Source organism: Burkholderia sp. AU33545 (assembly GCF_020419685.1).
Taxonomy (GTDB): Bacteria; Pseudomonadota; Gammaproteobacteria; order Burkholderiales; family Burkholderiaceae; genus Burkholderia; species Burkholderia diffusa.
Map to the genome: position 1 here is coordinate 20,818 of NZ_JAIZRQ010000004.1, position 25,101 is coordinate 45,918.

At 68.1% G+C, this 25,101-nt stretch carries 20 protein-coding genes; 9 read left to right on the forward strand and 11 right to left on the reverse strand.

The features are described from left to right. Window positions 1–75: 75 nt before the first annotated feature. The gene (gene garD / locus LGM71_RS13980; RefSeq protein ID WP_059599109.1) at window positions 76–1,629 is read right to left on the reverse strand and encodes a galactarate dehydratase; all 1,554 of its coding nucleotides are present in this window, start codon (window positions 1,627–1,629) and stop codon (window positions 76–78) included. 229 nt (window positions 1,630–1,858) lie between these two features. Here garD and kdgD point away from each other — a divergent pair, with 229 nt between their 5' ends. Further along, the gene (kdgD, locus tag LGM71_RS13985; RefSeq protein WP_059599108.1) at window positions 1,859–2,773 is read left to right on the forward strand and encodes a 5-dehydro-4-deoxyglucarate dehydratase; all 915 of its coding nucleotides are present in this window, start codon (window positions 1,859–1,861) and stop codon (window positions 2,771–2,773) included. A 135-nt stretch (window positions 2,774–2,908) separates the two neighbouring features. Here the strand turns inward: kdgD and LGM71_RS13990 are convergent, their stop codons facing one another. Both LGM71_RS13990 and LGM71_RS13995 read right to left on the reverse strand, forming a co-directional pair. Further along, the gene (locus LGM71_RS13990) at window positions 2,909–3,460 is read right to left on the reverse strand and encodes a hypothetical protein (protein ID WP_124905015.1); all 552 of its coding nucleotides are present in this window, start codon (window positions 3,458–3,460) and stop codon (window positions 2,909–2,911) included. A gap of 192 nt (window positions 3,461–3,652) precedes the next feature. Next, window positions 3,653–5,230 (reverse strand): aldehyde dehydrogenase (NADP(+)), encoded by a 1,578-nt coding sequence (locus LGM71_RS13995; protein WP_226115166.1) that lies wholly within the window; start codon window positions 5,228–5,230, stop codon window positions 3,653–3,655. A 245-nt stretch (window positions 5,231–5,475) separates the two neighbouring features. On the opposite strand from LGM71_RS13995, the gene LGM71_RS14000 reads away from it, so the two are divergent. After that, on the forward strand, window positions 5,476–6,873 hold the full coding sequence (locus LGM71_RS14000) for an MFS transporter (RefSeq protein ID WP_124624201.1): 1,398 nt from the start codon (window positions 5,476–5,478) through the stop codon (window positions 6,871–6,873). Window positions 6,874–6,938: 65 nt separating this feature from the next. Here the strand turns inward: LGM71_RS14000 and LGM71_RS14005 are convergent, their stop codons facing one another. Together LGM71_RS14005 and LGM71_RS14010 are read right to left on the reverse strand one after the other, a co-directional pair. Further along, window positions 6,939–7,664, reverse strand: coding sequence for a site-2 protease family protein (locus tag LGM71_RS14005; RefSeq protein ID WP_226115167.1), 726 nt, complete (start codon window positions 7,662–7,664; stop codon window positions 6,939–6,941). Further along, window positions 7,661–8,623 carry a DUF2167 domain-containing protein gene (locus tag LGM71_RS14010; RefSeq protein ID WP_226115168.1) on the reverse strand — a complete coding sequence of 321 codons (963 nt, stop codon included), beginning with the start codon at window positions 8,621–8,623 and terminating at the stop codon, window positions 7,661–7,663. Before LGM71_RS14010 ends, LGM71_RS14005 begins: the two co-directional genes overlap by 4 nt. A gap of 268 nt (window positions 8,624–8,891) precedes the next feature. Here LGM71_RS14010 and LGM71_RS14015 point away from each other — a divergent pair, with 268 nt between their 5' ends. Beyond that, a complete protein-coding gene (locus LGM71_RS14015) occupies window positions 8,892–9,740 on the forward strand; it encodes a helix-turn-helix domain-containing protein (RefSeq protein ID WP_226115169.1) in 849 nt (282 codons plus the stop codon). A gap of 542 nt (window positions 9,741–10,282) precedes the next feature. Next, window positions 10,283–12,010 (forward strand): YadA family autotransporter adhesin, encoded by a 1,728-nt coding sequence (locus tag LGM71_RS14020; protein ID WP_226115170.1) that lies wholly within the window; start codon window positions 10,283–10,285, stop codon window positions 12,008–12,010. 87 nt (window positions 12,011–12,097) lie between these two features. On the opposite strand, the gene LGM71_RS14025 is transcribed toward LGM71_RS14020, so the two are convergent. Genes LGM71_RS14025 through LGM71_RS14050 form a run of 6 tightly spaced genes read right to left on the reverse strand, consistent with a single transcriptional unit; the run spans window position 12,098 to window position 18,335 of the window. Next, window positions 12,098–13,309: an acyl-CoA dehydrogenase family protein gene (locus tag LGM71_RS14025; RefSeq protein ID WP_226115171.1), complete on the reverse strand. Its 1,212-nt coding sequence runs from the start codon at window positions 13,307–13,309 to the stop codon at window positions 12,098–12,100. Then, window positions 13,306–14,163 carry a hypothetical protein gene (locus tag LGM71_RS14030; protein WP_226115172.1) on the reverse strand — a complete coding sequence of 286 codons (858 nt, stop codon included), beginning with the start codon at window positions 14,161–14,163 and terminating at the stop codon, window positions 13,306–13,308. The genes LGM71_RS14025 and LGM71_RS14030 overlap by 4 nt, the downstream gene beginning before the upstream one ends. 54 nt (window positions 14,164–14,217) lie before the next feature. Beyond that, window positions 14,218–14,874, reverse strand: a complete 657-nt coding sequence (locus LGM71_RS14035) for a methionine ABC transporter permease (RefSeq protein ID WP_047902352.1) — start codon at window positions 14,872–14,874, stop codon at window positions 14,218–14,220. Then, complete coding sequence (locus LGM71_RS14040) at window positions 14,867–16,054, reverse strand: methionine ABC transporter ATP-binding protein (RefSeq protein ID WP_226115173.1); 1,188 nt, start codon at window positions 16,052–16,054, stop codon at window positions 14,867–14,869. Before LGM71_RS14040 ends, LGM71_RS14035 begins: the two co-directional genes overlap by 8 nt. 18 nt (window positions 16,055–16,072) lie before the next feature. Next, window positions 16,073–17,485, reverse strand: a complete 1,413-nt coding sequence (locus tag LGM71_RS14045) for an LLM class flavin-dependent oxidoreductase (RefSeq protein WP_226115174.1) — start codon at window positions 17,483–17,485, stop codon at window positions 16,073–16,075. A gap of 10 nt (window positions 17,486–17,495) precedes the next feature. Continuing rightward, window positions 17,496–18,335 carry a MetQ/NlpA family ABC transporter substrate-binding protein gene (locus LGM71_RS14050; protein ID WP_226115175.1) on the reverse strand — a complete coding sequence of 280 codons (840 nt, stop codon included), beginning with the start codon at window positions 18,333–18,335 and terminating at the stop codon, window positions 17,496–17,498. Window positions 18,336–18,757: 422 nt separating this feature from the next. Between LGM71_RS14050 and LGM71_RS14055 the strand changes: the two genes are divergently transcribed. The 5 genes from LGM71_RS14055 to LGM71_RS14075 all read left to right on the forward strand — a co-directional run bounded on the left by LGM71_RS14055 (window position 18,758) and on the right by LGM71_RS14075 (window position 25,024). Next, window positions 18,758–20,122 carry a 2-hydroxycarboxylate transporter family protein gene (locus LGM71_RS14055; protein WP_124624225.1) on the forward strand — a complete coding sequence of 455 codons (1,365 nt, stop codon included), beginning with the start codon at window positions 18,758–18,760 and terminating at the stop codon, window positions 20,120–20,122. A 169-nt stretch (window positions 20,123–20,291) separates the two neighbouring features. Then, complete coding sequence (locus LGM71_RS14060; protein WP_175816346.1) at window positions 20,292–22,196, forward strand: sensor histidine kinase; 1,905 nt, start codon at window positions 20,292–20,294, stop codon at window positions 22,194–22,196. Next, complete coding sequence (locus LGM71_RS14065) at window positions 22,186–23,547, forward strand: sigma-54-dependent transcriptional regulator (RefSeq protein WP_175816347.1); 1,362 nt, start codon at window positions 22,186–22,188, stop codon at window positions 23,545–23,547. Before LGM71_RS14060 ends, LGM71_RS14065 begins: the two co-directional genes overlap by 11 nt. Window positions 23,548–23,572: 25 nt before the next feature. Next, the gene (locus LGM71_RS14070; RefSeq protein ID WP_059599091.1) at window positions 23,573–23,914 is read left to right on the forward strand and encodes a DUF3579 domain-containing protein; all 342 of its coding nucleotides are present in this window, start codon (window positions 23,573–23,575) and stop codon (window positions 23,912–23,914) included. 258 nt (window positions 23,915–24,172) lie between these two features. Beyond that, the gene (locus LGM71_RS14075; protein WP_226115176.1) at window positions 24,173–25,024 is read left to right on the forward strand and encodes an alpha/beta fold hydrolase; all 852 of its coding nucleotides are present in this window, start codon (window positions 24,173–24,175) and stop codon (window positions 25,022–25,024) included. Window positions 25,025–25,101 lie beyond the last annotated feature (77 nt).

Sequence of the window (25,101 nt, forward strand, 5' to 3'; positions counted from 1 at the left end):
AAGGAAATCGCGCCGCCGCAATCAAGAACGGGCGCTCGAAGGCGCCCGCATCGTCTGCCATCGCAACCGCGCGTGTCAGGTCACCGGCGCCGGGTTGAACAGCGTCAGCGCATTCGCGAGCTTCCATTGCTCGGCCCAGGTGCGGCGCTTGCCGCTCGCGACATCGAGCATCAGCCGGAACAGCTCCCAGCCCACGTCCTCGATCGAGGCCGCGCCGGTCGCGATCTGCCCCGCGTCGAGATCCATCAGGTCGTGCCAGCGGCGCGCGAGATCGCTGCGCGTCGCGACCTTGATCACCGGCACCTGCGCGAGGCCGTATGGCGTGCCGCGGCCGGTCGTGAACACGTGCAGGTTCATCCCCGCCGCGAGCTGCAGCGTGCCGCAGATGAAATCGCTCGCGGGCGTCGCCGCGTACAGCAGCCCCTTCTGCCGCGCCCGATCGCCGGGCCGCACGACGCCGGCGATCGGCGCGCTGCCCGACTTCACGATCGAACCCATCGCCTTCTCGACGATGTTCGACAGGCCGCCCTTCTTGTTGCCGGGCGTCGTGTTCGCGCTGCGATCGACACGGCCGCGCTGCAGGTAGCGGTCGTACCAGTCCATCTCGCGGATGATCTCGCGGGCGACGTCCTCGTTCGCCGCGCGCGACGTGAGCTGCGCGACCCCGTCGCGCACTTCCGTCACTTCCGAGAACATGATCGTCGCGCCCGCACGCACGAGCAGGTCGGCCGCGAAGCCGACCGCCGGGTTCGCGGTCAGCCCCGAGAATGCATCGCTGCCGCCGCACTGCACGCCGACGACGAGATCGGACGCCGGGCACGTCTCGCGACGGCGGCGGTTCAGCCGCTCGAGGTGCGATTCGGCCATCTTCATGATCGAGTCGATCATCGAGTTGAAGCCGACGTGCGCGGCATCCTGCAGGCACACCACGCCGCCGTTGTCCGTCGCGCCGTCGGCCGCCAGCGGAATCGCGCCGGGTGGCAGCAGGCGCTCGGGCTGCAGCTTCTCGCAGCCGAGGCTCACCGTCATCACCTCACCGCCGAAGTTCGGGTTCAGGCTGATGTTGCGCAGCGTGCGGATCGGGATGTCGGCATCGGGTGCATCGATCGCGACGCCGCAGCCATACGTGTGCTCGAGCCCGACCACGTCGTCGACATTCGGGTAGCGCGGCAGCAGTTCGTCCTTGATCCGCTTCACCGCATGCTCGACGACGCCCGACACGCACTGCACGGTCGTCGTGATCGCGAGGATGTTGCGCGTGCCGACCGAACCGTCCGGATTGCGGAAGCCCTCGAACGTATAGCCTTCGAGCGGCGCCAGCGGCGGCGCGGCACGGGTGGCGAGCGGCAGGTTGTCCAGCCCCGGCGGCTCGGGCATGCGCATCGTGCGCTCGTTGACCCAGCTGCCGCGGCGCAGCTCGGTGAGCGCGTAGCCGATCACGACGTTGTAGCGGACGATCGGGTCGCCGGCCGCAAGGTCGACCAGTGCCACCTTGTGCCCTTGCGGCACGCCTTCGCGCAGGGTCAGGCCGTCGGCGAACGTCGCGCCCTCGGGCAGGCCGCCGTCGTTGACGACGATCGCGACGTTGTCGTCGGGGTGCACGCGGATATAAAGCGGGGAAGCAGTCATCGGAATTCCTGGAAGGCCACCAGTCAAATCGTTAGTCATCATACGACATTCAACACCAACCGGGATGCTGAGTAAACCCTTATCCGGAAAGACCCTAACCCCCGCCCGCCAGCAAATCGCTTGCGTCACCTTTTGCCTCGTTGTACGATGACATACAACGACATCGCCAATATGGCTCGGATGCCGTACCCGACGAACCCAGCACTCGCGCTAGACGGACGACCCAACCATGACTTCACCGCAAGAACTCAAACAGATCATCTCCCACGGCCTGCTGTCGTTTCCGCTGACGGACTTCGACGCGGACGGCAGCTTCCGCCCGACCACCTATGCCGAGCGTCTGGAATGGCTGGCACCGTATGGCGCGACCGCGCTGTTCGCGGCCGGCGGCACCGGTGAATTCTTCTCGCTCACGCAGCGCGAGTATTCGGACGTGATCCGCGTCGCGACGGAAACCTGCAAGGGCAAGGTGCCGATCCTGGCCGGCGCCGGCGGCGCGACGCGCGTCGCGATCGAATACGCGCAGGAAGCCGAGCGCCTCGGCGCGAGCGGCGTGCTGCTGATGCCGCACTACCTGACGGAAGCCAGCCAGGAAGGCATCGCCGAACACGTCGAGCAGGTGTGCCGCGCGCTGAAGATCGGCGTCGTGGTGTACAACCGCGCGAATTCGAAGCTGAACGCCGACATGCTCGAGCGCCTCGCCGATCGCTGCCCGAACCTGATCGGCTTCAAGGACGGCGTCGGCGAAATCGAGAGCATGGTCACGATCCGCCGCCGCCTCGGCGACCGCTTCGCGTATCTCGGCGGCCTGCCGACGGCAGAAGTCTACGCAGCCGCGTACAAAGCGCTCGGCGTGCCGGTGTACTCGTCGGCCGTGTTCAACTTCATCCCCAAGACGGCGATGGCATTCTATGAAGCGATCGCGAAGGACGACCACGCAACGGTCGGCCGCCTGATCGACGAATTCTTCCTGCCGTACCTGCAGATCCGCAACCGTCGCGCGGGCTACGCGGTCAGCATCGTGAAGGCGGGCGCGAAGCTCGTCGGCCATGACGCTGGCCCGGTGCGCGCGCCGCTCGTCGACCTCACCGACGCCGAAATGGCCGAACTGGACGTGCTGATCAAGAAGATGGGCCCGCAGTAAGCGCGTACGGCCGGCGCGGCGTCTTCGACGGCACCGCGACCGGTTTGTTGCCCGTGTTGCATCGCGGCCGGCACCTGCCGGCCGCGGTCGTTTGCAGCGGCGGCCATGCCACGCATCCCGCCGCGATGCGCGCGGTCACATCTGCGCGATGACGCCGATGATCCGGTGACGCACGTTGCCGAGCTTGATCCGGGTCGCCTCGATCTGCCCTTGCGCGCCCGCACGCACGCGTGCGTTCGGCTCGTCACCGAGAATCTGCCCCAGCACGTCGCGATCGACGACCGCATCGAAGAACCGGCCGACCGTGATCGTTGCCGACTGCTTCGCGGTCAGAAGCGCGCTGTTGGCCTGCATCAGCGCTTCGGTGCGCAGGCCCTGGTCGTGTTCGTCGATGCCGCGGCGATGCTCGAGCGCGAACACCAGCGCTTCCATGTCCTGCCGGAAACGGCGCACGGCGAGGCCGAACATGAGCGAATGCGCGTCGGAGCCGGTAACGGGCCGCCCCTGGTTGATGGTCACGTCGAATTCGCTGCCGCCCAGGTCGCGCTGGAATTCCAGCAACGCATTCGCGAGCACGCGCCCTTCGCTGTACTGGCCGATCCGGCTGCGCACCGAATGCGCAACGTCGCCGATCGCCTTCCACAATCCGGCGGCGAACAGGTGGTCGCCGCGCTTGCTGATGTTCATCGGATGGTTCCCGCTTGGAATGTTGTGATCTCTCAGGCCCGCCTGCGGGCCGTGCGGCCCGAGGCCCCGCTACTGTAGGAGAAATTCCGGTGACGCGGAAGCCATCATGAAAAAAGCGGAGGCAGCCAGCCGGCCGCCCCCGCTTTCATTCCTTCAGCATGCGGCCCGGCTTCGCGCCGCGCCGCAGCACCGTCACTCCGCCTTCCCGTCCCGCAGCCGCGGAATGCCGAGCGGATTGCTTTCCTGCAGCCCCTCCGGCAGCAGGTCGTCCGGGAAATCCTGATAGCACACGGGCCGCAGGAAACGCTCGATCGCGGTCGCGCCGACCGACGTGACGGCCGGGTTCGACGTCGCCGGGAACGGCCCGCCGTGCACCATCGCGTCGCACACTTCGACGCCGGTCGGGTAGCCGTTGACGAGCAGGCGCCCGACCTTGCGTTCGAGGATCGGCAGCAGGCGGCGCGCGAGCGGCTTGTCGTCGGCGTCCATCTGCAGCGTGGCCGTCAGCTGGCCCTCGAGTGCATCGAGCACGCGTGCGACTTCGTCGAGATCACGGCAGCGCACGATCAGCGATGCCGGCCCGAACACTTCGTGGCCGAACGCCGGCTCGGCCAGGAACGCCTGCGCGGCGACTTCGTACAGCGCGCCGCCTGCCTGGCATTCGGTCTGCGCCGCCTCGCCCGCGCCGATTTCGCGCACGCCCGGCAGTTCGGCCAGCGTGGCGCTGCCATTGCGATACGCGTCGGCGATGCCGCGCGTCAGCATCACACCGGCAGGCTTCTTCGCGAGCGCCTGCGCGGCGACGGACTCGAAGCGGTCGAGGTCGGGACCGTCGACCGCCAGCACGAGGCCCGGGTTCGTGCAGAACTGGCCGGTGCCGAGCGTCAGCGAATCGACGAAGCCGGTCGCGATCGCGTCGCCGCGGGCGGCCAGCGCGGCCGGGAACAGCACGACCGGGTTGATGCTGCTCATTTCCGCATAAACAGGAATCGGCTGCGGGCGCGCGTTCGCGAGCTGCACGAGCGCCATGCCGCCCTGCCGCGACCCGGTGAAGCCGACGGCCTGCACCGCCGGATGGCTGACGAGCGCCGCGCCGATCACGCGGCCGTGGCCGATCAGCAACGAGAACACGCCGGCCGGCATCCCGCATTGCGCCACCGCGGCGCGAATTGCGCGGCCGACCAGCTCGGACGTGCCGAGGTGCGCCTCATGGGCCTTCACGATCACCGGGCAGCCGGCCGCGAGGGCCGACGCGGTATCGCCGCCGGCCACCGAGAACGCAAGCGGGAAGTTGCTCGCGCCGAACACCGCGACGGGCCCGAGCCCGACCTTCTGCAGCCGCAGGTCCGAACGCGGCAGCGGCGTGCGTGCGGGCTGCGCGGGATCGATCGACGCGGCGAGGAAGCGCCCGTCGCGCACGACGCGCGCGAACAGCCGGAGCTGGCCGACGGTGCGGCCGCGCTCGCCCTGCAGCCGCGCGACGGGCAGCCCCGTTTCGGCGTGTGCGCGCTCGATCAGCGCGTCGCCGAGCGCGACGATCTGGTCGGCGATCGCTTCGAGAAACGCCGCGCGGGCCGCGAGCGGCTGCGCGCTGTACGCATCGAAGGCGTCGCGTGCGAGTTCGCACGCGCGCTCGACGTCGGCCTGCGTCGCGACGCCGAAGGCCGGCGCATCGATCGGTGCGCCCTTCGTCGGGTCGAACGCGTGCAAGGTACCGGCCGAGCCGGCTACCGCTTCGGCGCCGATCAGCATCTCTCCAGTCAGTTGCATGGGGTGTGCTCCGTGTTTCGGGAATGATGGTTCATTGTAGCCCAACAGATACGATGTCTGCTGACAGCATTTCACAAATCGTGCCGCCCGTCGATCTTGCCACACCATGCATGAATCCCTTATTGATTCAGCTTTTGCCCACACTTTGACCAATTTGCATGGCTCCTCAAGGGAAAACCCGAGGTTTCTGAGCGCGACCAACCCTCATAAACTTCGATCCATGTTATACGACGACGTACATTAAAGTGCCCAATCAAACCGCTCCTCGCGATCTTCCGATCGACCTTGCGCGCACCGCGCGCCGCACCGCCGTGCGCTACTGGATCCTGGCGATGCTGTTCGTCGTCACGACGCTCAACTATGCGGACCGCGCGACGCTGTCGATCACCGGCACGCCGATCCGCAAGGCTTTCGGCATCGATCCGGTGACGATGGGCTACATCTTCTCGGCGTTCAGCTGGGCGTACGTGCTCGCGCAATTGCCGAGCGGCTGGCTGCTCGACCGCTTCGGCGCGCGCCGCGTGTATGCGACCAGCATCTTCCTGTGGTCGGCGTTCACGCTGCTGCAAAGCACGATCGGCCTCGGCGGCAGCGCCGCGTTCGCGGTGACCGCGCTGTTCGTGATGCGCTTCGCGGTCGGCATCGCCGAGGCGCCCGCGTTTCCCGCGAACGCGAAGGTCGTCGCGAGCTGGTTCCCGACCGCCGAGCGCGGCACGGCGTCGGCGATCTTCAATGCCGCGCAGTATTTCGCGGCGGTGGTTTTCTCGCCGCTGATGGCGTGGCTCACGCATGCGTACGGCTGGCACCACGTGTACCTGTGGCTCGGCCTCGCCGGCATCGCGCTCGCGTTCCTGTGGCTGCGCGTGATGAAGGATCCGGTCGACCATCCGGCGGTGAACCGCGCGGAACTCGAGCACATCGAGCAAGGCGGCGGCCTCGTGCGCACCACGGACCGATCGACCGGGGCGCGCGGCGCCGGCGCGGGATCGGCATCCGGAGGCCGCCGCGTCGCGGGCTGGTACTACGTGCGCCAGCTGCTGTCGAACCGGATGCTGCTCGGCGTCTATCTCGGCCAGTACTGCGTGAACGTGCTCACGTATTTCTTCCTGACGTGGTTCCCCATCTACCTCGTACAGGCGCGCGGAATGTCGCTGCTGAAGGCCGGCTTCATGACGTCGCTGCCGGCGATCTGCGGGTTCCTCGGCGGCGTGCTCGGCGGGATGCTGTCGGACATGCTGATCCGCCGCGGCGTGTCGCTGACGCTCGCGCGCAAGATCCCGATCGTCGGCGGAATGCTGCTGTCGATGGTGATCATTGGCTGCAATTACGTCGACAGCGAAGCGCTGGTGATCGTGCTGATGGCCGTGTCGTTCTTCGGCAAGGGAATCGGTTCGCTCGGCTGGGCCGTCGTCGCGGACACCGCGCCGAAGGAAGCGATCGGCCTGTCGGGCAGCCTGTTCAACATGTTCGGCAACACGGCCGGCATCGTCGCGCCGATCGCGATCGGCTACCTGGTCGGCGCGAGCGGCTCGTTCAACGGCGCGCTCGTGTTCGTCGGGCTGAACGCGCTCGTCACGGTGCTCAGCTATCTCGTGATCGTGAAGGACATCAAGCGCGTCGAGCTGCGTCATCGCGACGCGTGAGCTTCGGCCGGAATGGCGGGAAAACGACGGCGGCCGCGCATGAGCGGCCGCCGTTCTTACATCGCTCAGGCTGCAGAATGGGCGACGCGCAGCATGTCATGCACGCCGGACGTCATCAGCGCGAGAAACGCGAGCAGGCCGACGTAGAAAAGCGCGTAGGTCGTCTTCGTCTCGACCGACGTCGTGTAGTACGCGCGGTTCTCCGGCGCGTCGGGATCGTAGCGCCAGGCACGCTTCAACTGCGGCAGCGCGAGGATCGCCATCACGATCAGGAGCGGGCTCGGCCGGTACGCGAACAGCGCGATCAGCACGGGCACGCCCGCGAACCAGATGCGTGGCGACAGCACCGCCGTGATGCGCCCGCCGTCGAACGGCGACAGCGGAATCATGTTGAACAGGTTCAGGAAGAAACCCGTATAGGCGAGCGCGAGCAGCAGATTGCTGTCGTAGTGCCGCGCGGCGGCGTAGCAGGCCAGCGCGCCGAGCGTGCCGACGAATGGCCCGGCCAGCCCGACGTACGCTTCGGTTTCGGCGTCGTGCGGCATCTCCTTCAGCTGGATCCACGCGCCGACGAACGGAATGAACGTCGGCAGCCCGACGTCGAGCCCGCGCCGCTGCGCGGCCACGTAGTGACCGGCTTCGTGGACCAGCAGCAGCGCAACGAAACCGGCCGCGAAGCGCCACCCGTAGAACAGCGCGTAGACCGCGATCGACGCCAGCATGGTGCCCGCCGACACGAGCACCTTGCCGAGCTTCAGGCCGCCGAAGATCAGCAGCAGCAGCTTCGTCATTCCTTGCGCTCCGTGCCGGACACGGCGGCTGCGTCGGTTGCATCGGCAACGACCGGCACGGCGGCCGGCTTCGGCTTGCGCCCGAAGAAGCGCTTCAGCGCCGCGCCGCCCGCCAGCAGCGCGACCGCGCCGATCTTGAAGAACTTCACGGCGAACGCGCCGATCAGCGCGAGCAGCCCGAGCTTCTTCGCGCCGACGCCGACGATCAGCGCCGCGAGCCCGTACTCGGCGACGTGGTCGGTCGACTTGTTGAAATCGGCATAGCGCTTGCCGTCGTTGAAGCGGATGTTCGCGAGCAGGCCGTCGGCCGAGGCCTTGTACTTCGGCAGATCGGCGAGCGTCGACGCCATCGTCAGCGACAGGTAGCCGTCGCGGCCGAGCACGAGCGTCCGGTAGTTCACGCCATCGCTCTCCGCGTTCGCGGCCGCGCCCTTGTCGCGGATGATCGCGGACCACACGAGCCGGTGCGTGGCGGCGTCGTACGCGGGCACCTGCGCCCAGCCGACCACCTCGGTCTCGGGCAGCCCGCGCTCCTTGCGTGCCGGATTGTTTTCCTCGGTGCCGGCCTGCAGGCTCTTTAGCAATTCGTCGGGTTTCCAGTCCTTCGCGTCGTCGTCGCGGATGTAGCCGCTCGGCTCGAAGGACACGACCGAGATCCAGTCGGCGTCCGGGTCCTCGGGCAGCACGAGGCCGACCAGCTTCGATTCGTCGATCGAGTTGCCCATCGAGCGCAGGTAGCGGCCGGCTTCGGCGGCCGGCACGAACGATTCGCCTTCCTTCAGCTTCAGCACGGCTTCGTGCTTGACGTCGATATCGGCCGGCCCGTTCACGACGGCCTTGTTGGCGGCCGCGGCGGCGGCCCTCATTTCGACCTGCGCGGCTTCGGTCTGCGCATGGCCGCCGGTTGCGGCGAGCGCGAGCATCGCCATGCAGGCGACGCGGACGGCGAGTTTTTTCATTGTTGGATTCCCCTGGAATGCCTTGTTGTGAATGTGCGCGGCATCCGGCCCGGGGCGTTGTGGTCGCGGGTCCGGTACCGCCTCTCAGGTGGCACGGGGGCTATGGTATCGCAGCGTCGGGGCCGCGCCGGGCACGAAATGCGGGGGCGGAAGGGCGCCTCGGGCGGCCGCGGGCGGAGTCGGCGATGCACACCCGATATACATCGATCCGGAATGCTTACGTCGCAGGTAATGTCCGGGGCGCGCGGGATTGCCTATCATCCTCGTCATGAACTCGACCGCCGCCCTTCAATCGCTCCCCCCGTCAGCCGGCCGCGCGTCCGGCATCGGCTCGCTGCTGCGCACCTGGCGTCAACGCCGGCGCCTTAGCCAGATGGCCCTCGCGCTGGAGGCCGAGGTGTCCGCGCGGCACCTGAGCTTCGTCGAATCGGGGCGGGCACAGCCGAGCCGGGAGATGGTGCTGCATCTCGCCGAGCGCCTCGACGTGCCGCTGCGCGAGCGCAATGCGCTGCTCGTCGCGGCCGGCTATGCGCCGCTGTTTCGCGAGCGGCCCTTCTCCGATCCGCAGCTCGATGCGGCGCGCCACGCGGTCGAAGCCGTGCTGCGCGGCCACGAGCCTTACCCGGCACTCGCGGTGGATCGCCACTGGACGCTGCTCGCCGCGAACCGGATGCTCGGCGCGCTGGTCGGGCAGGCCGATCCGGCGCTCCTGCAGCCGCCCGTCAACGTGCTGCGCCTGAGTCTGCATCCTGACGGCCTCGCGCCGCAGATCGTCAACTGGCACGAATGGCGCGCGCATATCCTGCACCGGCTGCAACGGCAAATCGACGCGAGCGGCGACCGCACGCTGCACGCGCTGCGCGACGAGCTCGCCGCCTATCCGGCTCCGGCAGGCCAGCCCGACGATTTGCACGCGCGCACCGATTTCGCGGATATCGCCGTGCCGCTTCGGCTGCACACGGCGAGCGGCGAGCTGACGTTCTTCAGCACGACGACGGTGTTCGGCACGCCGGTCGACGTGACGCTGTCGGAACTCGCGATCGAGGCATTTTTCCCGGCGAATCCAGCAACAGTGGATGCGATGCGGGCGCTGGCGGACGCGCTGCCGGCGCAGTAACGCCACGACAACACAGACCAGGCGGTTTCGACGCACGGATACCTGCGTCGAGTGGACGGCCTGCAAGCGAAGGTCGATGCCGCCTGTCGCGTGAGCAAATGCGTTCGGGCAGCGCCGCCCTCTCCTCGTCACCGGCCCGCCCGTGATCATCGGGCAACCGGCTGCTCGGCGCGGGGAATCCCTTGCCGTTTCCTCATGCACATCCCCGAACGAATGTCCGCCGAAACATAGCGTTCAGCGGCTGCGGCAAACATGTGCGCCACTCAAACCCATCAAAATGCGTCGTCGCGACCCGAGCTTCGGATTCGCGAAGTTTTTGACGTAGCCGTGACGAAAGCAAGCAAGTAACCGCAATCCGTGCCCGGCTCCCGTCGCGTCGAGACCGACGAATGTTCAATTTTGTTAGTAGACCTTTCATTTTTACAGATCGAAAAATCGATGCCTGTCACGAAAGAGACGCGAACGAATCGATGCGACCGGGATATCGCGAGCGGAGCCATGCAAACCGCAACACGATTTTTACATCGAGCTCAGGAAAACAAATGAACAAGCATCAACGAGGGTTGGGAAATTCCGTACAACGCGCACCGCGCAAGTCGAAGGTCGCGCTTGCCGTCACGGTCAGCGCAGCCATGGCCGCATTCGCCGTTTCCGCGCCCGCGCGAGCCGACTATGTGCAGAACGGCACGTCGACCGAAACGTCGGCGGGCTGCGTCGGCAACATCGCCATTTCGGGCAGCAGCACGTATCCGGCCGCGGCAACCGGCTGCGACAACATCGCGATCGGCACGGCGGCCGTCGCGAATTCGGGCTCGTCGACCGGCGCCTATAGCGAGACCGTCGCGATCGGCCGCATGGCGGCCGCGACCGGGACGTTCGCGACGGCCGTCGGCGGAAACGCCGTGGCAACCGGGGACCAGGCGACGGCGATCGGGACGGCTTCGAGCGCGGTTGGCACCCAGGCCACGGCGGTCGGTAACGGCGCGATCGCGAACGGCGCCACGGCGTCCGCCTTCGGTCAGGGCGCATTCGCCGTCGACCAGTCGACAGCGGTCGGCCAAAGCGCGAGCGCCACCACGACGTTCTCGACCGCCATCGGCAAGGGCAGCATTGCAGCGGGCGGTACGGCCCTCGGCTTCCAGGCAAATGCCGGCGCGGCCGATGCGGTCGCGCTCGGTGTCGACAGCTCGGCATCCGCGACGGGCAGCGTCGCCATTGCCCGTGCGACGGCCTCCGCCGTGAACGCGGTCGCCATCGGCGAAGGGGCGAACGCCGCCGACGCGAATTCCGTCGCACTGGGCTCGAATGCGACGACGCGCGCCTATACGACCGTCAACAGCGTGGCGCTCAACGGCGTGACCTACAGCGGCTTCGCGGGCACGCCGGTGGGCGTGGTCAGCGTCGGCAGCGCGGGCGCCGAGCGTCAGATCGTGAACGTCGCGGCCGGGGCAATCAGCGCGACCAGCACGGATGCGGTGAACGGCTCGCAGCTCTTCTCGATCGCCAATCAGGTGTCGACGCTGACGGCGGACCTGGCCAATCTCACGACGACCGTCGGCAAGATCTCGTCCAGCGTCCCGAGCGGCACGGTGACGGACCCGACGGACACCGCGATCGGCCCGAATACGTCGGTCACCGCGGCGAACGGCACCGCGGTCGGCAACGGCTCGAACGTCTCGGGCGACAACGGTACTGCTGTCGGCGTCAATTCCACGGTCACCGCAACGAACGGAACGGCCATTGGTACGAATTCGAAGGTCACGGCGGCAAACGGAACGGCAATCGGCACGGGCTCGAATGTGTCCGGCACGGACTCGACCGCCATCGGCACGAACAGCCGGGCCACGGCGAACAACGCGGTGGCACTGGGCGCGAATTCGGTTGCCGATCGGGACAACACGGTGTCGATCGGTTCGCCCGGTGCCGAGCGTCAGTTGACCAACGTGGCGGACGGCACCGCGCCGACTGACGGCGTGAACGTGCGCCAATTGAACGGGGCGATCAACTCGGTGCGCGAGGAAATGTCGAAGTACCGCAAGGACGCGAACGCGGGTACGGCGAGCGCGATCGCGATGGCGAACCTGCCGCAAGCCGTGCTGCCTGGCGAGAAGGTCGTCGCGCTCGGCGGCGGCACGTACGGCGGTCAAAGCGCCATGGCGGTCGGCTTGTCCGTCGCGACGACGAAATGGCTCGTCAAAGGCTCGGTCACGACGGCGGTATCGGGTCACGGCTCGTTCGGCGCCGGCGCGGGCGTCGGCTACCGCTGGTAATCGGGCTGCGGCAGCGACGCGTCAGGACGCTGTTCCTGACGCCGGGCGGTCAGCCATCGGCGCCACGGCGCAGATGGCTGACCGTCGTCACGTATACAGCGACGCCTGCGGCAATTCCCCCGTCAACGCGAACCGGCCGACGTCGCGCAGCCGGTAGTCGAGCGGATCGTGCAGCGTATGCGTGCGCGCGTTGCGCCAGAAGCGGTCGAGGCCGAGCGACGCGGCCGTCGCGCGCGCGCCGCACGCATCGAACAGCGCCTCGCCGTTGTCGAGCGCCGCGCGCTGCGCGACGATCTTCGCTTCCGACACCGCGAGCGCCGCTTCGGCACGTTCGTCGGCCGTCAGCGCGTCGCGCCGCGTCCATGCGCGCTGCAACGCGACAGCCGCGCGATCGGCCAGCGACGCCGCCGCAACCGCCTGCACGCGCATGTTGCCGAAGCGCTGCAGCGTATAGGGATCGTCGCCCGCCTGCGCGACGCCCGAGTTGATCCACGGCCGGCCGTGCGCCAGCACGTATTCGCGCGCCTCGGCCAGCGCGCCTTCCGCAAGCCCGACGAACAGGTTCGTCAATACGAGCTGCGACACCAGCGTGCGCAGCGTCGCGCGCGGCGTCGGCGGCGTCTCGGACCGGTGCAGTACGTCGTCCGGCGCGAGCGTCACGCCGTCGAAGCGCACGCTGCCGCTGTCGGTCTGGCGCTGGCCGACCGGATCCCAGTCCTCGTTGACGGTGATCCCGTCGCGATCGGTCGGCACGACGCCGAATACGGCGCGGCCCGTTTCCGGATCGTGCGCGGAGACGGTCATCCGCTGCGAGCCGCGCGTGCCCGAGCAGAATCCCTTCACGCCGTCGAGCCGGTAGCCGCCGTCCGGCGTCGCGGTCGCCACCAGCCGCGTGTCGAGCGGGTTCACCGCATTGCCCCACCACCAGCGATGCTCGACCGTGCCGCGCAGAAAGCGTTCGCGCTGCGCCGCACCGCCCCACACGTCGACGCTCACCACCTGCAGGATCTGGAACCCGACCAGATGCGCGAGCGCGCTGTCGACGCGCGCGATCCGTCGGATCGTGTCGTAGATCGCGGGCCACTCGGCTTCCTGTCCGCCGAATTCGCGCGGCACCGCGAGCGTCAGCAGGCCTGCGTCGGCGAGCCGCTGCTTCTCGTCGGCCGCATGACCACCTGCGCGGTCGCGCGCGACGGCCGTCGCACGCAGCGCGTCGATCGCACGCGCCAGCGCATCGGCGTTGATCGCGCGTGCGTCGGCGTCCGGCGCCAGCTTCGCCAGGCTGCCACGATCGTTCATGCGACGGCTTCCTGTGCAAGCGATGCGTGCGCAACGGCGTCGTTCGACAGCGGCACCAGCGCGCCGAGTCGGCGGCCGGTCAGCCGCGACAGGATCTCGCGCCGCCAGTCGTCATAGATCGCGCGGTATTCGGCGATATCGGCACCGAACACCTGCGCGGTATGCGCGTATTCGTCGTGCAGATAACCGTCGAGCCGTGCCTGCGTTTCCTCGTCGGCCGCGATCACGCGATCGATCAGCACGTCGCGCTCGGCGGCCGGCAGCGTCTTCAACCTGTCGAACCACCACTGGACGATCTGCACGCGATGCCACTCCTCGTCCGGGCGAATCCGGTTTTCGCCATGCTCGCGCATCGCGCCATCCGCGATGCGGCCGGTCTTGCGCTGGATCCACAGCTTCGCGAGGATGTGCAGTTCGTAATGCCATTCGAACGCGAGAAAGCCCGCGACGTCGCGCACCGCGATATCGCCGATGCGTTCCCAGTGCGCGGCGACGAGCCGCTCGACTTCCGGCAGCGGATCGCGGCCGGTCAGTTGGGTCACGCGTTCGCGACCAATCACGGCGTGCGCGCCGTCGTCGCCGAGCTGACGCGACAGGATCAGCTGGAAGTGCGGGTCGTCGCGGAACAGCGTGTCGATCGCCTTCGCGACGACCTGAACGATGAACAGGTCGTGCGACGCCATCTTCGTGTAGTAGTCGGCGACGGCGGCCAGTTCGTCTTCATCGCGCGGCTCGCGCGGCGGTGTCGCCAGCTTGTCCGGGAAGCCGGGACGATGACGTCGCGCGACGTCCAGAAACAGCGCTTCCTCGAATTGTCCGTTCCATTCGCGCGGCGCGCCGGTGGGTAAGGTCATGGGTATCGTTCTCTCAGGGTCTTCAATGAAAAGAGCCGGCGCTCGTGGCGCCGCTCAGGTGCGCCGGGTCACGCGTCGGACCAGGCGGTCGCCCGTGATTTGCACGGCCGAAACGAGTGCGATCAGGATCACGATCACTGTCACCATGACGGTGGTGTCGAAGCGCTGATAGCCATAGCGGATCGCGAGATCGCCGAGCCCGCCCGCGCCGACGGCGCCCGCCATCGCGGTCGAGCCGATCAGCGCGACGACGGTGATCGTGAAGCCGCCGAGCATGCCGGGCAGCGCCTCCGGCAGCAGCACGTGCCACACGATGTGACGGCGTTTCGCGCCCATCGCGAGCGCGGCCTCGATCAGCCCGCGATCGACTTCGCGCAGGCTCACCTCGGCAATCCGCGCGAAGAACGGAATCGCGGCGATCGACAGCGGCACGACGGCCGCCCACACGCCGATGGTCGTGCCGATCAGCACGCGCGTGAACGGCAGCAGCGCGACGAGCAGGATGATGAACGGCGTCGAACGGAACACGTTGACGAGCGCGCCGAGCACCGCGTTCACACCGCGCCGCGCGTAGATGCCGCCGGGCGCGGTCGTCACCAGGATCACCGCGAGCGGGATGCCGATCAGCGCGGCGATCGCGGCCGACGCGGCGACCATCGACAGCGTGTCACGGATCGCGTCGAGCAGTTCGGGCCACCAGAGTTCAAACATAGCCGAGCACCTCCGCGTGGTTCGCGTGGCGGCGCGCGCGTTCGAGCAGTGCCGCGACCGCGCCGCCGCGAGCCGACGACTGGCCGGCGTCATCCGCGCGCGGTGTGGCCGCGATCACGAGCCGCCCCTGCGCATGCCCCTGGATCCGGTCGATCCCGCCGTGCAGGAAGCGCACGGAGCCGCCGAGCGCCGCCGCGAGCGCGCCGACGTCCGGCTCGCCGCCGCTCTCGCCCGTATAGCGGACGTCGAGCACCACCTGCGCGCCGTCGGGCAGCGCGGCCTGCTCGGGCAACGGCCGCACGCGCGCGGCCAGGTCGGCCGGCAGGTCGTGCACGATCGTGCTGAGCAGCGCACGGGTCGCGCCGTGGCGCGGATCGCCGAACACGCGCCACACGGGGCCCGTTTCGACGACCTCACCCTGTTCGATCACCGCGACCGTGTCGCACACCGCGCGGATCACTTCCATCTCGTGCGTGATCAGCACGATCGTCAGCCCGAGGCGGCGGTTGATGTCGGCAAGCAGCGCGAGGATCGACTGCGTCGTCTCCGGATCGAGCGCCGACGTCGCCTCGTCGCACAGCAGCACCTCGGGATCGTGCACGAGCGAACGGGCAATGCCAACGCGCTGCTTCTGCCCGCCCGACAGGCTGGCAGGATATGCATCGCGCTTCGCGGTCAGCCCGACGAGTTCGAGCAGCGCCTCGACCTTGCGCACGCGCTCGGCCTTCGGCACGCCGGCGATCTTCAGCGGCAGCGCGACGTTCTCGAACACCGTCTTCGCGGACAGCAGGTTGAAATGCTGGAACACCATGCCGGTGCAATGCCGCAGCGCGACGAGCCCATCCTCGTCGAGCGCGCCGACGTCGACGCCCTGCACGCACACGCGGCCCGAACTCGGCCGTTCGAGGCCGTTCATGAGCCGCAGCAACGTCGACTTGCCTGCACCGCTGCGGCCGATGATCCCGAACACCTCGCCGCGCCGCACGTCGAGCGTCACGTCGCGCAGCGCGGCGGCCTGGCCGCGCGGCGTCGCGAACACCTTGCCGACGTGCGCGAGCGACACGGCGACTCCGTCAGCACGTACGGCCGCTTCGTCATGCGCCCCATGTGCGTGCGCGCCTGTGCCGGCCCGCACGGCCGACGCCTCGATGAACCCCAGCGTATCGAACAATTGCGTCATCGCTTCGCTCCGTCACGTTCAGGCATGCGCGGGATGCGCGGGTTCGGGCACGGCGGCCGGCCGATGCTGCGCGCCGGTGTGCCACGCCGGCAGGCGCGCACCCGCGCCGAACAGCTTCTCGCGCAGCGTCGGGGCGGGATCGTAGTCTTCCTTGTAGATGCCGCGGCTCTGCAGTTCCGGCACGACCCAGTCGACGAAATCCTCGAACGACTCGGGCATCACGGTGCGCGTCAAATTGAAACCGTCGATGCCCGTCTCGTCGATCCACGACTGCAGTTCATCCGCGACCTGCGATGGCGAACCGACGATCGGCGCATAGCGACCGCCCAGCGACATCTGTTCGAGCATCCGGCGCACGGTCCACGTGCCGGTCGTGCTCTTGCGCGAGATCGCGTCGACGGCCGACTGGATCGAGTCGGTCTTCACGTACGAGATCGGCTCGTCGAGGCCGTACTTCGCGAAGTCGATGCCGGTCGAGCTCGCGAAATGCGCGAGGCCGGCTTCCGGGCTCGCGTAGCGCCGGTATTCGTCGAATTTCTCGCGCGCGAGAAGTTCGGTCTCGGCAGTGACGACGCTCACGCCGGCGAAAATCCTGATCGACGCCGGGTCGCGGCCCTGCCGTGCGGCAGCCGCGCGAATGTCGAGCGCGGCCGCGCGCGCGGCGGCCTTGCTCTGCCCGTTCACGAACACGCATTCCGCATGTCGCCCCGCGAACTCGACGCCGCGCGCGGACGAGCCGGCCTGGTACAGCACCGGCGTGCGCTGCAGCGACGGCTCGCTCAAGTGAATCGCGTCAACCGAATAGAACGGCCCGTCGTGCTTCACGCGCCGCACCTTTCCCGGCTGCGCGAACACGCGCGCGTGCGCATCGCGGATCACCGCGTCGTCGTCCCAGCTCTGTTCCCACAGCTTGTAGACGACATCCATGTAATCGTCCGCGCGTTCGTAGCGGTCGTCGTGGCCGATCTGCTGCGCGAGGCCCATCCCGCGCGCGGCGCTGTCGAGATAGCCGGTCACGATGTTCCAGCCGATGCGCCCCTTCGTCAGGTGGTCGAGCGTCGACATGCGGCGCGCGAACAGGTAAGGCGGCTCATAGGTCAGGTTCGCGGTCACGCCGAAGCCGAGATGTTGCGTGACCTGCGCCATCGCGGGCACGAGCAGCAGCGGATCGTTGACGGGCACCTGCACGGATTCGCGCAGCGCGGCGTCCGGGCCGCCGCCGAACACGTCGTATACGCCGACGATGTCCGCGAGAAAGATCCCGTCGAACTTGCCGCGTTCGAGCGTCCTCGCGAGATCGGCCCAGTAATCGAGATCGGTGTAGTGCGCGGAGCGATCGCGCGGATGCGTCCACAGCCCGTGGTTGATGTGCCCGACGCAGTTCATGTTGAACGCGTTGAGCAGGATCTTCTTGCGGTTCGCCGTCGTCATGTCGCCTCCGTCACCACGCGATCGCGTACAGCGAGCCGAATGCGTTGTCGAGCGCCCGGCGCACCGCCGGCGAGTGCTGGTAGATCGCGATGAACTTGCGGATGCGCGCGTCGTTCACGCTCTCCGGCCGCACGACCCACTGGATCGCGAAGTTCTTGTTCTCGGTGCCGTCGAACAACAGCGCGCTGTTCGGGTCGGTCGTGCCGGCGAGCTTGATGAAGCTCGGGTAGCCCTGCGCGAGGTCGACGTCGTCGAGCGTGCGCGCGAGCTGCGACGCTTCCAGCGGGATGATCTTCAGGTGCTTCGGGTTGGACACGATGTCGTGCGTCGTCGCGCGGTAGTCGGCGCCCGGCTTCAGCGTGATGAGGCCCGCGCGCTGCAGCAGCAACAGCCCGCGCCCGCCGTTCACCGGATCGTTCGCGATCGCGACGCGCGCGCCGTCCTTCAGCTCGTCGAAGCGCTTCACCTTCTTCGAATAGAGGCCGATCTTCATGATCGTGCCGGGCGCGATCGAGATGAAGTTGTAGCCGCCTTGCTTCTTCGCGTTCTCGAGAAACGGGATGTGCTGGAAGTAGTTGACGTCGATGTCCTTGTTCGCGAGCGCCGCGTTCGGCGTATTCCAGTCGGTGAATTCGACGATCTTCACGTCGAGGCCCTGCTCCTTCGCCTCCTTGGCGGCAATCTTCAGCGCCTCGATCTGCGGGCTCGTCGAGATGCCGACCTTCAGCGGCGCGGTGTCGGCGCGCGCGCCGTTCAGCAGCGCGACACCGAGCAGCGCGGCCGCCAGCAGGCGGGCCAGGCTGGCCACGCGGCCGGCGGAAAAGCGGGCGGAAAAAACGGGATGCAGCATGGAAACCACTCTCCTGTCCAAAGACGGTATCGACGGATGAGCGGCGCCGCGGCGAACGCGCGGGCGTTCTCCGGACAGTCGTCGTCGCATCGGAAAAAGATCAGCCGATGATAGAGAGCGGCGGGAGGGCGGTCTACGAAGCGATTGTGCGAAGAAAATCGCGTGCGGCGATATGGCGGGCGGCGGACATGGCCGGCTGCCCGGGCCGCCGCCAGGCCGAAATTTCGGCCTGCCCGCCGCGCCGATTCCGAAATCTCGGCCATCCCGTCTGGCAAACCCTTTCCGCAGACGAAATAAATCCCTTATGAATCAATGCATTGAAAATATTCCGGCAGGCCGGAATCCTGGCACGGGGGTTGCGTAATAGACGGCACACGATGCCGCGAAGCGATGCAGGCATTCCAAACATCAGGAGACACGTCTTGCAGACCTCTATCCATACCCCGTCCCAACCCGAGCCGATTGCCGCAGCCGGTCCCGCCACGCGCGAGCGCTTCTGGCCGGAAGGCTGGTGGAAGCTGATGGAAATCCGTATCGGCATCATCCCGCTGCCGGTCTACGTGATCCTGTTCGGGCTGATCGTCGGCTTCGCGGTGACGGGCAAGGTGCCCGGCGAGATCTCGATGGCGATCGCCGTGCTCGCGTTCTTCGGCTTCACGTGCGCGGAACTCGGCAAGCGCCTGCCGCTCCTGCGCAACATCGGCGCGGCCGCGATCTTCGCGACCTTCGTGCCGTCGGCGCTCACCTACTACCACGTGCTGCCGAAGCCGGTGCTGAACCTCACCGTCGAGTTCACGAAGTCGACGAACTTCCTGTACCTGTTCATCGCGTCGATCATCGTCGGCAGCATCCTGAGCATGGACCGGCGCGTGCTGATCCAGGGCTTCGTGAAGATCTTCATTCCGCTCGCCGCCGGTTCGGTCGCGGCCGCGATCGTCGGCACGGCGGTCGGCACCGCGCTCGGCCTCGGCGCGCGCCACACGCTCCTGTACATCGTCGTGCCGATCATGGCCGGCGGCGTCGGCGAAGGCGCGATTCCGCTGTCGATCGGCTATTCGGAACTGATGCACCTGCCGCAGGGCGAGATGTTCGCGATGGTGCTGCCGCCGGTGATGCTCGGCAGCCTGACCGCGATCATCCTGTCGGGCGCGCTCGACATGCTCGGCAAGCGCCTGCCGCACCTGACCGGCAACGGCCGCCTGCAGGTCGGCGAATCGGGCGACATGACGCCCGAGAACGAGGAAATCCGAGGCCACGTCGACGTCACGCACATCGCGGGCGCCGGCATCACGGCGATCACGCTGTACCTCGTCGGCCTGATGGCGCACAAGCTGTTCGGCCTGCCCGCGCCGGTCGCGATGCTGTTCCTCGCGGTGCTGGTGAAGCTCGCGCGCGCGGTGTCGCCGCCGCTGCAGGAAGGCGCATTCGTCGTCTACAAGTTCTTCTCGACCGCCGTCACGTATCCGCTGCTGTTCGCGATCGGCGTCGCGATGACGCCGTGGGACAAGCTGACCGCCGCCTTCACGATCGTCAACGTCGTCACGATCGTGTCGACCGTCGCGACGCTGATGGGCACGGGTTTCGTGGTCGGCCGCCTGCTGAAGATGTACCCTATCGACACCGCAATCGTGAACGCCTGCCACAGCGGGCAAGGCGGCACCGGCGACGTCGCGATCCTGACCGCCGCGAACCGGATGCAGCTGATGCCGTTCGCGCAGATCGCGACGCGCATCGGCGGCGCGATCGTCGTCACGGTGACGCTGATCCTGGTCGCGCACTTCGGATGACGCGCCGCTGCGCGCACCGTCGCGCAGGCTGCTTCGCACGCGCCGCCGCCGGCCTTGCCGGTGCGCGGCGCGCGTCGTTCGGGGCGTCGTTCGGGGCGTCGCTCCGGGCGGCCGGTCGCGGACGGCCGGTCGCGGACGGCCGGTTGCGGACGACCGGTTGCGGGCTTCGATGAGGGCGAACGTGCAGAAGAGCTTCAAGGGAATCCCGTGGTGGGGCTGGGCGTCGGCCGCCGTGCTGTATGTCGGCGTGGCGGGCGCGGCCGTCGATTTTGCGTGGGAACGCGCGATCGACGCGCTCGAGGAAACCGGCGCGCATCGGCTCGACCTGTATGCGTCGAGCCTGAAGAGCGAACTCGGCCGCTTCGAGATCCTGCCCGGCCTGGTCGCCCGTCAGGACGGCGTGCGCGCGCTGCTGCGGGCCGCGCCGCGAGACCGGCCCGCGCTCACGCACTCCGTGAACACGTATCTCGAAGCCGTGAACCGCGACGCGGGCAGCGGTGCCGTCGACGTGATCGACTTGCAGGGCGAAGTGATCGCCGCCAGCAACTGGAACGAGACGATCAGCTTCGTCGGCACCAACGTGTCGTACCGGCCGTACTTCAAGGATGCGCTGGCACACGGCAGCGGCCGCTTCTTCGGAATCGGCACCAACACCGGCGTGCCTGGCGTCTACTTCGCGAGCGCGGTGCGCGACGACGGCGTGCCGATCGGCGCGACGGCCGTGAAGATCAGCGTCGACCCGCTCGAGTCCGCGTGGCGCGCGCCGGGCGTCGCCGCGATGGTGGTCGACGGCAACGGCGTGGTCGTGATCTCGACCGAGCCGGCGTGGAAATTCACCGCGCTGCGTCCGATCACAGCGCAGCAGCAGCGCGACATCCAGGCGTCGCGGCAATACGCGGGGCGCACGGTCGACGTGCTGCCGTACCGCCACATCGGCGACCGCAGCGCCGCCGCCTGGTTCGGCACGTTCCCCGATCCGCGTCACACCGGCCGCAGCACACGCTATCTCGTGATGTCGCGGCCCGCGCCGCAGGCCGGCGATTCGCTGATGGTGCTGCTCGACATCGCCGGCGCGCGGCGCCAGCAGCAGACCGCGTTCGTTTTCGTCACCGGCGCGTTCCTGATCGCCGCGCTGCTGGTCGGCTACGCGATCCAGCGCCGCCGGGCGATCGTCGCGCGGTTGAACGCGCAGGACGCGTTGCGCCGCGCGAACGACCAGCTCGAACTGACCGTCGCGCAGCGCACGGCCGCGCTGACGGCCGCGAACGAGCGGATGCAGCGCGAGATCGTGGAACGCGAACGCACCGAGCAGCGGCTGCGCGATTCGCAGCAGGAAGTCGTGCACGCGGGCAAGCTCGCGGTGCTCGGGCAGATGGCCGCCGGCCTCACGCACGAGCTGAACCAGCCGCTCGTCGCGATCCGCACGCTGTGCGACAACGCGCGCACGTTCTTCGAGCGCGGCCAGCCGGCACCGGCGTACGCCAATCTCGAACGGGTCGGCAAGCTGGTCGATAGCATGGCCGTGCTCACCGGCGAGCTGAAGACCTTCGCGCGCAAGCCCGACGTCGAGCGTGTCGCCGTGTCGCTGAACGAAGCCGTCGCGCACGCGCGGCTCATCTACGATGCGCGGATCCGCGACGAAGGCGTGCAGCTCGAGGTGAACATCGCGCCTGGCACGACGGTGTCCGCGGAGTCGAGCCAGTTGCAGCAGGTGATCGTGAACCTGCTCGGCAACGCGCTCGACGCGGTGCATGACGCGCCCGTGCGGCGCATCGTGATCGAAGCCGCCAAAGCCGACGATGCGGACGATGCGGACGAAGGCGGCCGCGTGCGCTTCACGGTCGCCGACAGCGGCGCCGGCATCGCGCCCGAGGTGCTGCCGCACCTGTTCGAGCCGTTCGTCACCACCAAGCCGCGCGGCCAGGGCCTCGGCCTCGGCCTCGCGATCACGTCGCGCATCGTCGAGGCGTTCGGCGCGAAGATCGCCGCGACGAACCGCGACGCCGGCGGCGCGCAGTTCACCATCGAATTCGCGGCGGTCACGCCGCAACAAAGGACAGAGCATGGAAGATGAGATTCGCGTGCTGGTCGTCGAGGACGATGAAAACGTCCGGATCGGCGTCGAGCAGGCCGTCGCGCTCGCCGGGTTCCCGGTCGACGCATTCGCGTCGGCGGCCGACGCACTCGCGCACGTCGCGCCCGGCGCACCCGTCGTGATCGTGTCGGACGTGCGGATGCCGGGCATCGACGGGCTGCAGCTGCTCGAACGCGTGATGGCCGTCGATGCGCAGATTCCGGTCGTGCTGATCAGCGGCCACGCCGACATTTCGACGGCCGTCGGCGCAATGCAGGACGGCGCATACGACTTCATCGAGAAGCCGTTCTCGTCGGACGTGATCGCCGGCCGCGTCGCGCGCGCGGTCGAGAAGCGCAGGCTCACGCTCGAGGTGCAGGGGCTGCGCGCGGCGCTCAACAACTGGCAGGGCATCGAGGCATTCGTGCTCGGCAAGTCGCCCGCGATGGCCGACGTGCGCAAGAAGATCCTGCGCCTGGCCGATACGTCGGTGTCGGTGCTGATCACCGGCGAGACAGGCACCGGCAAGGAGCTGATCGCGCGCAGCCTGCACGACTTCGGCGGCCGGCGCGATGCGCATTTCGTTGCGCTGAATTGCGGCGGCCTGCCCGAGCAGGTGTTCGAGAGCGAGCTGTTCGGCCACGAGGCCGGCGCGTTCACCGGCGCGATCAAGAAGCGCATCGGCAAGATCGAATGGGCGCACGGCGGCACGCTGTTCCTCGACGAGATCGAGACGATGCCGATCCCGCTGCAGATCAAGATGCTGCGCGTGCTGCAGGAGCGCGTGGTCGAGCGGCTCGGCGCGAACGAACTGATTCCGGTCGATTGCCGCGTCGTCGCCGCGTCGAAGGCCGATCTCGCCGAACTCGCGGCCGACGGGCGCTTCCGCGCGGACTTGCTGTATCGGCTCAACGTCGCGCAGATCGAGCTGCCGCCGCTGCGCGAGCGGCGCGAGGACGTGCCGCTGCTGTTCGAGCATTTCGTGCTCGCGGCCGCGCGGCGCTTCGGGCAGCCGGCGCCGGTCGTCACCGCTGCGCAGGTGTCCGAACTGATGACGCACGCGTGGCCCGGCAACGTGCGAGAACTGCAGAACGTGGCCGATCGCTTCGTGCTCGGGCTGACCGGCGACAGCCTGCTGTCGTCCGGCGGCGAACCGGCGGCAGGCGGCACGCTTGCCGAGCAGATGGCGTATTTCGAGCGGATGCTGATCGAGGACGCGCTGCAGCGTCACCACGGCAACGTGGCGGACGCAAGCGTCGCGCTCGGCATGCCGAAGAAGACGCTTTATCACAAGCTGCGCAACCTGCGGATTCCCGCGCGCGGCGACGCGGCTGCCGACGGCGGCGAGTGACGCGAACGAGGATACGCACACCGCCATGGATCGCATCGACATCACCGAACACGGCCGCCTCATTGGCCAAACCCGCGGCCACCTGATCCGCGGCGTCACGCGCGCGCAGAAGACCTTCCGCCCGAGCGACTGGCCCGAACGGCTCGCGGGCGTCATCACGCTGTTCGTCGGCGAGCGGCGGCCCGGCTATCCCTGCGCGCTGTCGCGGCTCGCGATGCCGATCGTCGACGGCGGCGTCAAATGCCTGTTCGTGTCGGACGAATTGCGCGACGTATGCGCCGACGCGTTCGACTTCGCGATGCAGTTCGCCGCCGACAACGATCTTCCCGTCGAGCTTCAGACCGCGCCCGCGCTGGCGGTGCGGTAATGCGCGGGCCGCATTCGGCGGCCCTTCCCCCGCTTTTTCCCGTTCCGATGCACGCGTGCGCAGGCGTCGGCATGTGCTTTCAGCCGCGCAACCAATCGTCATACGATTGAAAGGTCCGACACATCCCCAAGCTGCGACAAGGGTTTTCAGCCCTGCCATCAATAAAATTGATCGTGACGATGAAAATTATGCGTTTTCCTTGCAGCTTGCCGTGAGGCATAGTTGCGACGTGATGACGCACCCATTGAGTTTTCAGTCATGAACATGCGAATCGAGCCGTCGGTGCTCGCGAACCCCGACCTGCAATTTGCGACGCTTTCGTCGGGCATCAGCCTGCCGTATGTCGAGCGGGGGAGCGGCGCGCCGATGGTGTTCGTGCACGGATCGTTGTGCGACTACCGTTACTGGGATCCGCAACTCGCGTCGCTGTCGGCCCACTACCGCTGCATCGCGCCGAGCCTCAGCCACTACTGGCCGGCCGTCGAAGCGGGCATCCAGGATGACTTCAACTGGCAGAACCACGTCGACGAACTCGCCGAATTCATCGACGCACTCGACCTCGGCCCCGTGCATCTCGTCGGCCACTCGCGAGGCGGCAGCGTCGCGTTCAACGTCGCCCGCCAGCATCCGCAGCTCGTCGACACACTCACGCTCGCCGATCCGGGCGGCCCGCTGCAGCAGCCGGGCGTGCGCGAAGCCGCGCTGCCGCCCGCCGCGATCGCACTGCGCACGAAGGCCGTGAACCTGATCGGGCAAGGCGAAGTCGAAGCCGGCCTCGAGATGTTCGTCGATTCGGTCAGCCTGCCCGGCGCATGGAAGAAGAGCACGTCGCGCTTTCGCACGATGGCGATCGACAACGCGAGCACGCTGCCGAAGCAGCTTCAGGATCCGCTGCCCGCGTATTCGCAGCACACGGCGTCGGACATCGCGTGCCGCACGCTGCTGATCGACGGCCAGCGCAGCCCGAAGATGTTCCGCAACAACGTCGACACGCTGTCGCAGTGGATCGGCGCTGCGCAACGGCAGACCGTCGCCGGTGCGTCGCACGGGATGAACGCGGCGAGCCCCGCGGTGTTCAACCGTTACGTGCACGAGTTCGTCGCCGCGTAACGCTAGCGGGCGGCATGCGCGCCGCCCGCGGCTCCCCTTTCTCATTCGAAGCGAAGCGATGCGGACTGCCTGCATCG

Excerpts from the sequence above, each read along its gene's own strand:
- garD (WP_059599109.1), bottom strand. The coding sequence starts at position 1,629 with ATGACTGCTTCCCCGCTTTATATCCGCGTGCACCCCGACGACAACGTC.
- kdgD (WP_059599108.1), top strand. The coding sequence starts at position 1,859 with ATGACTTCACCGCAAGAACTCAAACAGATCATCTCCCACGGCCTGCTG.
- LGM71_RS13990 (WP_124905015.1), bottom strand. The coding sequence starts at position 3,460 with ATGAACATCAGCAAGCGCGGCGACCACCTGTTCGCCGCCGGATTGTGG.
- LGM71_RS13995 (WP_226115166.1), bottom strand. The coding sequence starts at position 5,230 with ATGCAACTGACTGGAGAGATGCTGATCGGCGCCGAAGCGGTAGCCGGC.
- LGM71_RS14005 (WP_226115167.1), bottom strand. The coding sequence starts at position 7,664 with ATGACGAAGCTGCTGCTGCTGATCTTCGGCGGCCTGAAGCTCGGCAAG.
- LGM71_RS14010 (WP_226115168.1), bottom strand. The coding sequence starts at position 8,623 with ATGAAAAAACTCGCCGTCCGCGTCGCCTGCATGGCGATGCTCGCGCTC.
- LGM71_RS14015 (WP_226115169.1), top strand. The coding sequence starts at position 8,892 with ATGAACTCGACCGCCGCCCTTCAATCGCTCCCCCCGTCAGCCGGCCGC.
- LGM71_RS14020 (WP_226115170.1), top strand. The coding sequence starts at position 10,283 with ATGAACAAGCATCAACGAGGGTTGGGAAATTCCGTACAACGCGCACCG.
- LGM71_RS14025 (WP_226115171.1), bottom strand. The coding sequence starts at position 13,309 with ATGAACGATCGTGGCAGCCTGGCGAAGCTGGCGCCGGACGCCGACGCA.
- LGM71_RS14030 (WP_226115172.1), bottom strand. The coding sequence starts at position 14,163 with ATGACCTTACCCACCGGCGCGCCGCGCGAATGGAACGGACAATTCGAG.
- LGM71_RS14035 (WP_047902352.1), bottom strand. The coding sequence starts at position 14,874 with ATGTTTGAACTCTGGTGGCCCGAACTGCTCGACGCGATCCGTGACACG.
- LGM71_RS14040 (WP_226115173.1), bottom strand. The coding sequence starts at position 16,054 with ATGACGCAATTGTTCGATACGCTGGGGTTCATCGAGGCGTCGGCCGTG.
- LGM71_RS14045 (WP_226115174.1), bottom strand. The coding sequence starts at position 17,485 with ATGACGACGGCGAACCGCAAGAAGATCCTGCTCAACGCGTTCAACATG.
- LGM71_RS14050 (WP_226115175.1), bottom strand. The coding sequence starts at position 18,335 with ATGCTGCATCCCGTTTTTTCCGCCCGCTTTTCCGCCGGCCGCGTGGCC.
- LGM71_RS14060 (WP_175816346.1), top strand. The coding sequence starts at position 20,292 with ATGAGGGCGAACGTGCAGAAGAGCTTCAAGGGAATCCCGTGGTGGGGC.
- LGM71_RS14065 (WP_175816347.1), top strand. The coding sequence starts at position 22,186 with ATGGAAGATGAGATTCGCGTGCTGGTCGTCGAGGACGATGAAAACGTC.
- LGM71_RS14070 (WP_059599091.1), top strand. The coding sequence starts at position 23,573 with ATGGATCGCATCGACATCACCGAACACGGCCGCCTCATTGGCCAAACC.
- LGM71_RS14075 (WP_226115176.1), top strand. The coding sequence starts at position 24,173 with ATGAACATGCGAATCGAGCCGTCGGTGCTCGCGAACCCCGACCTGCAA.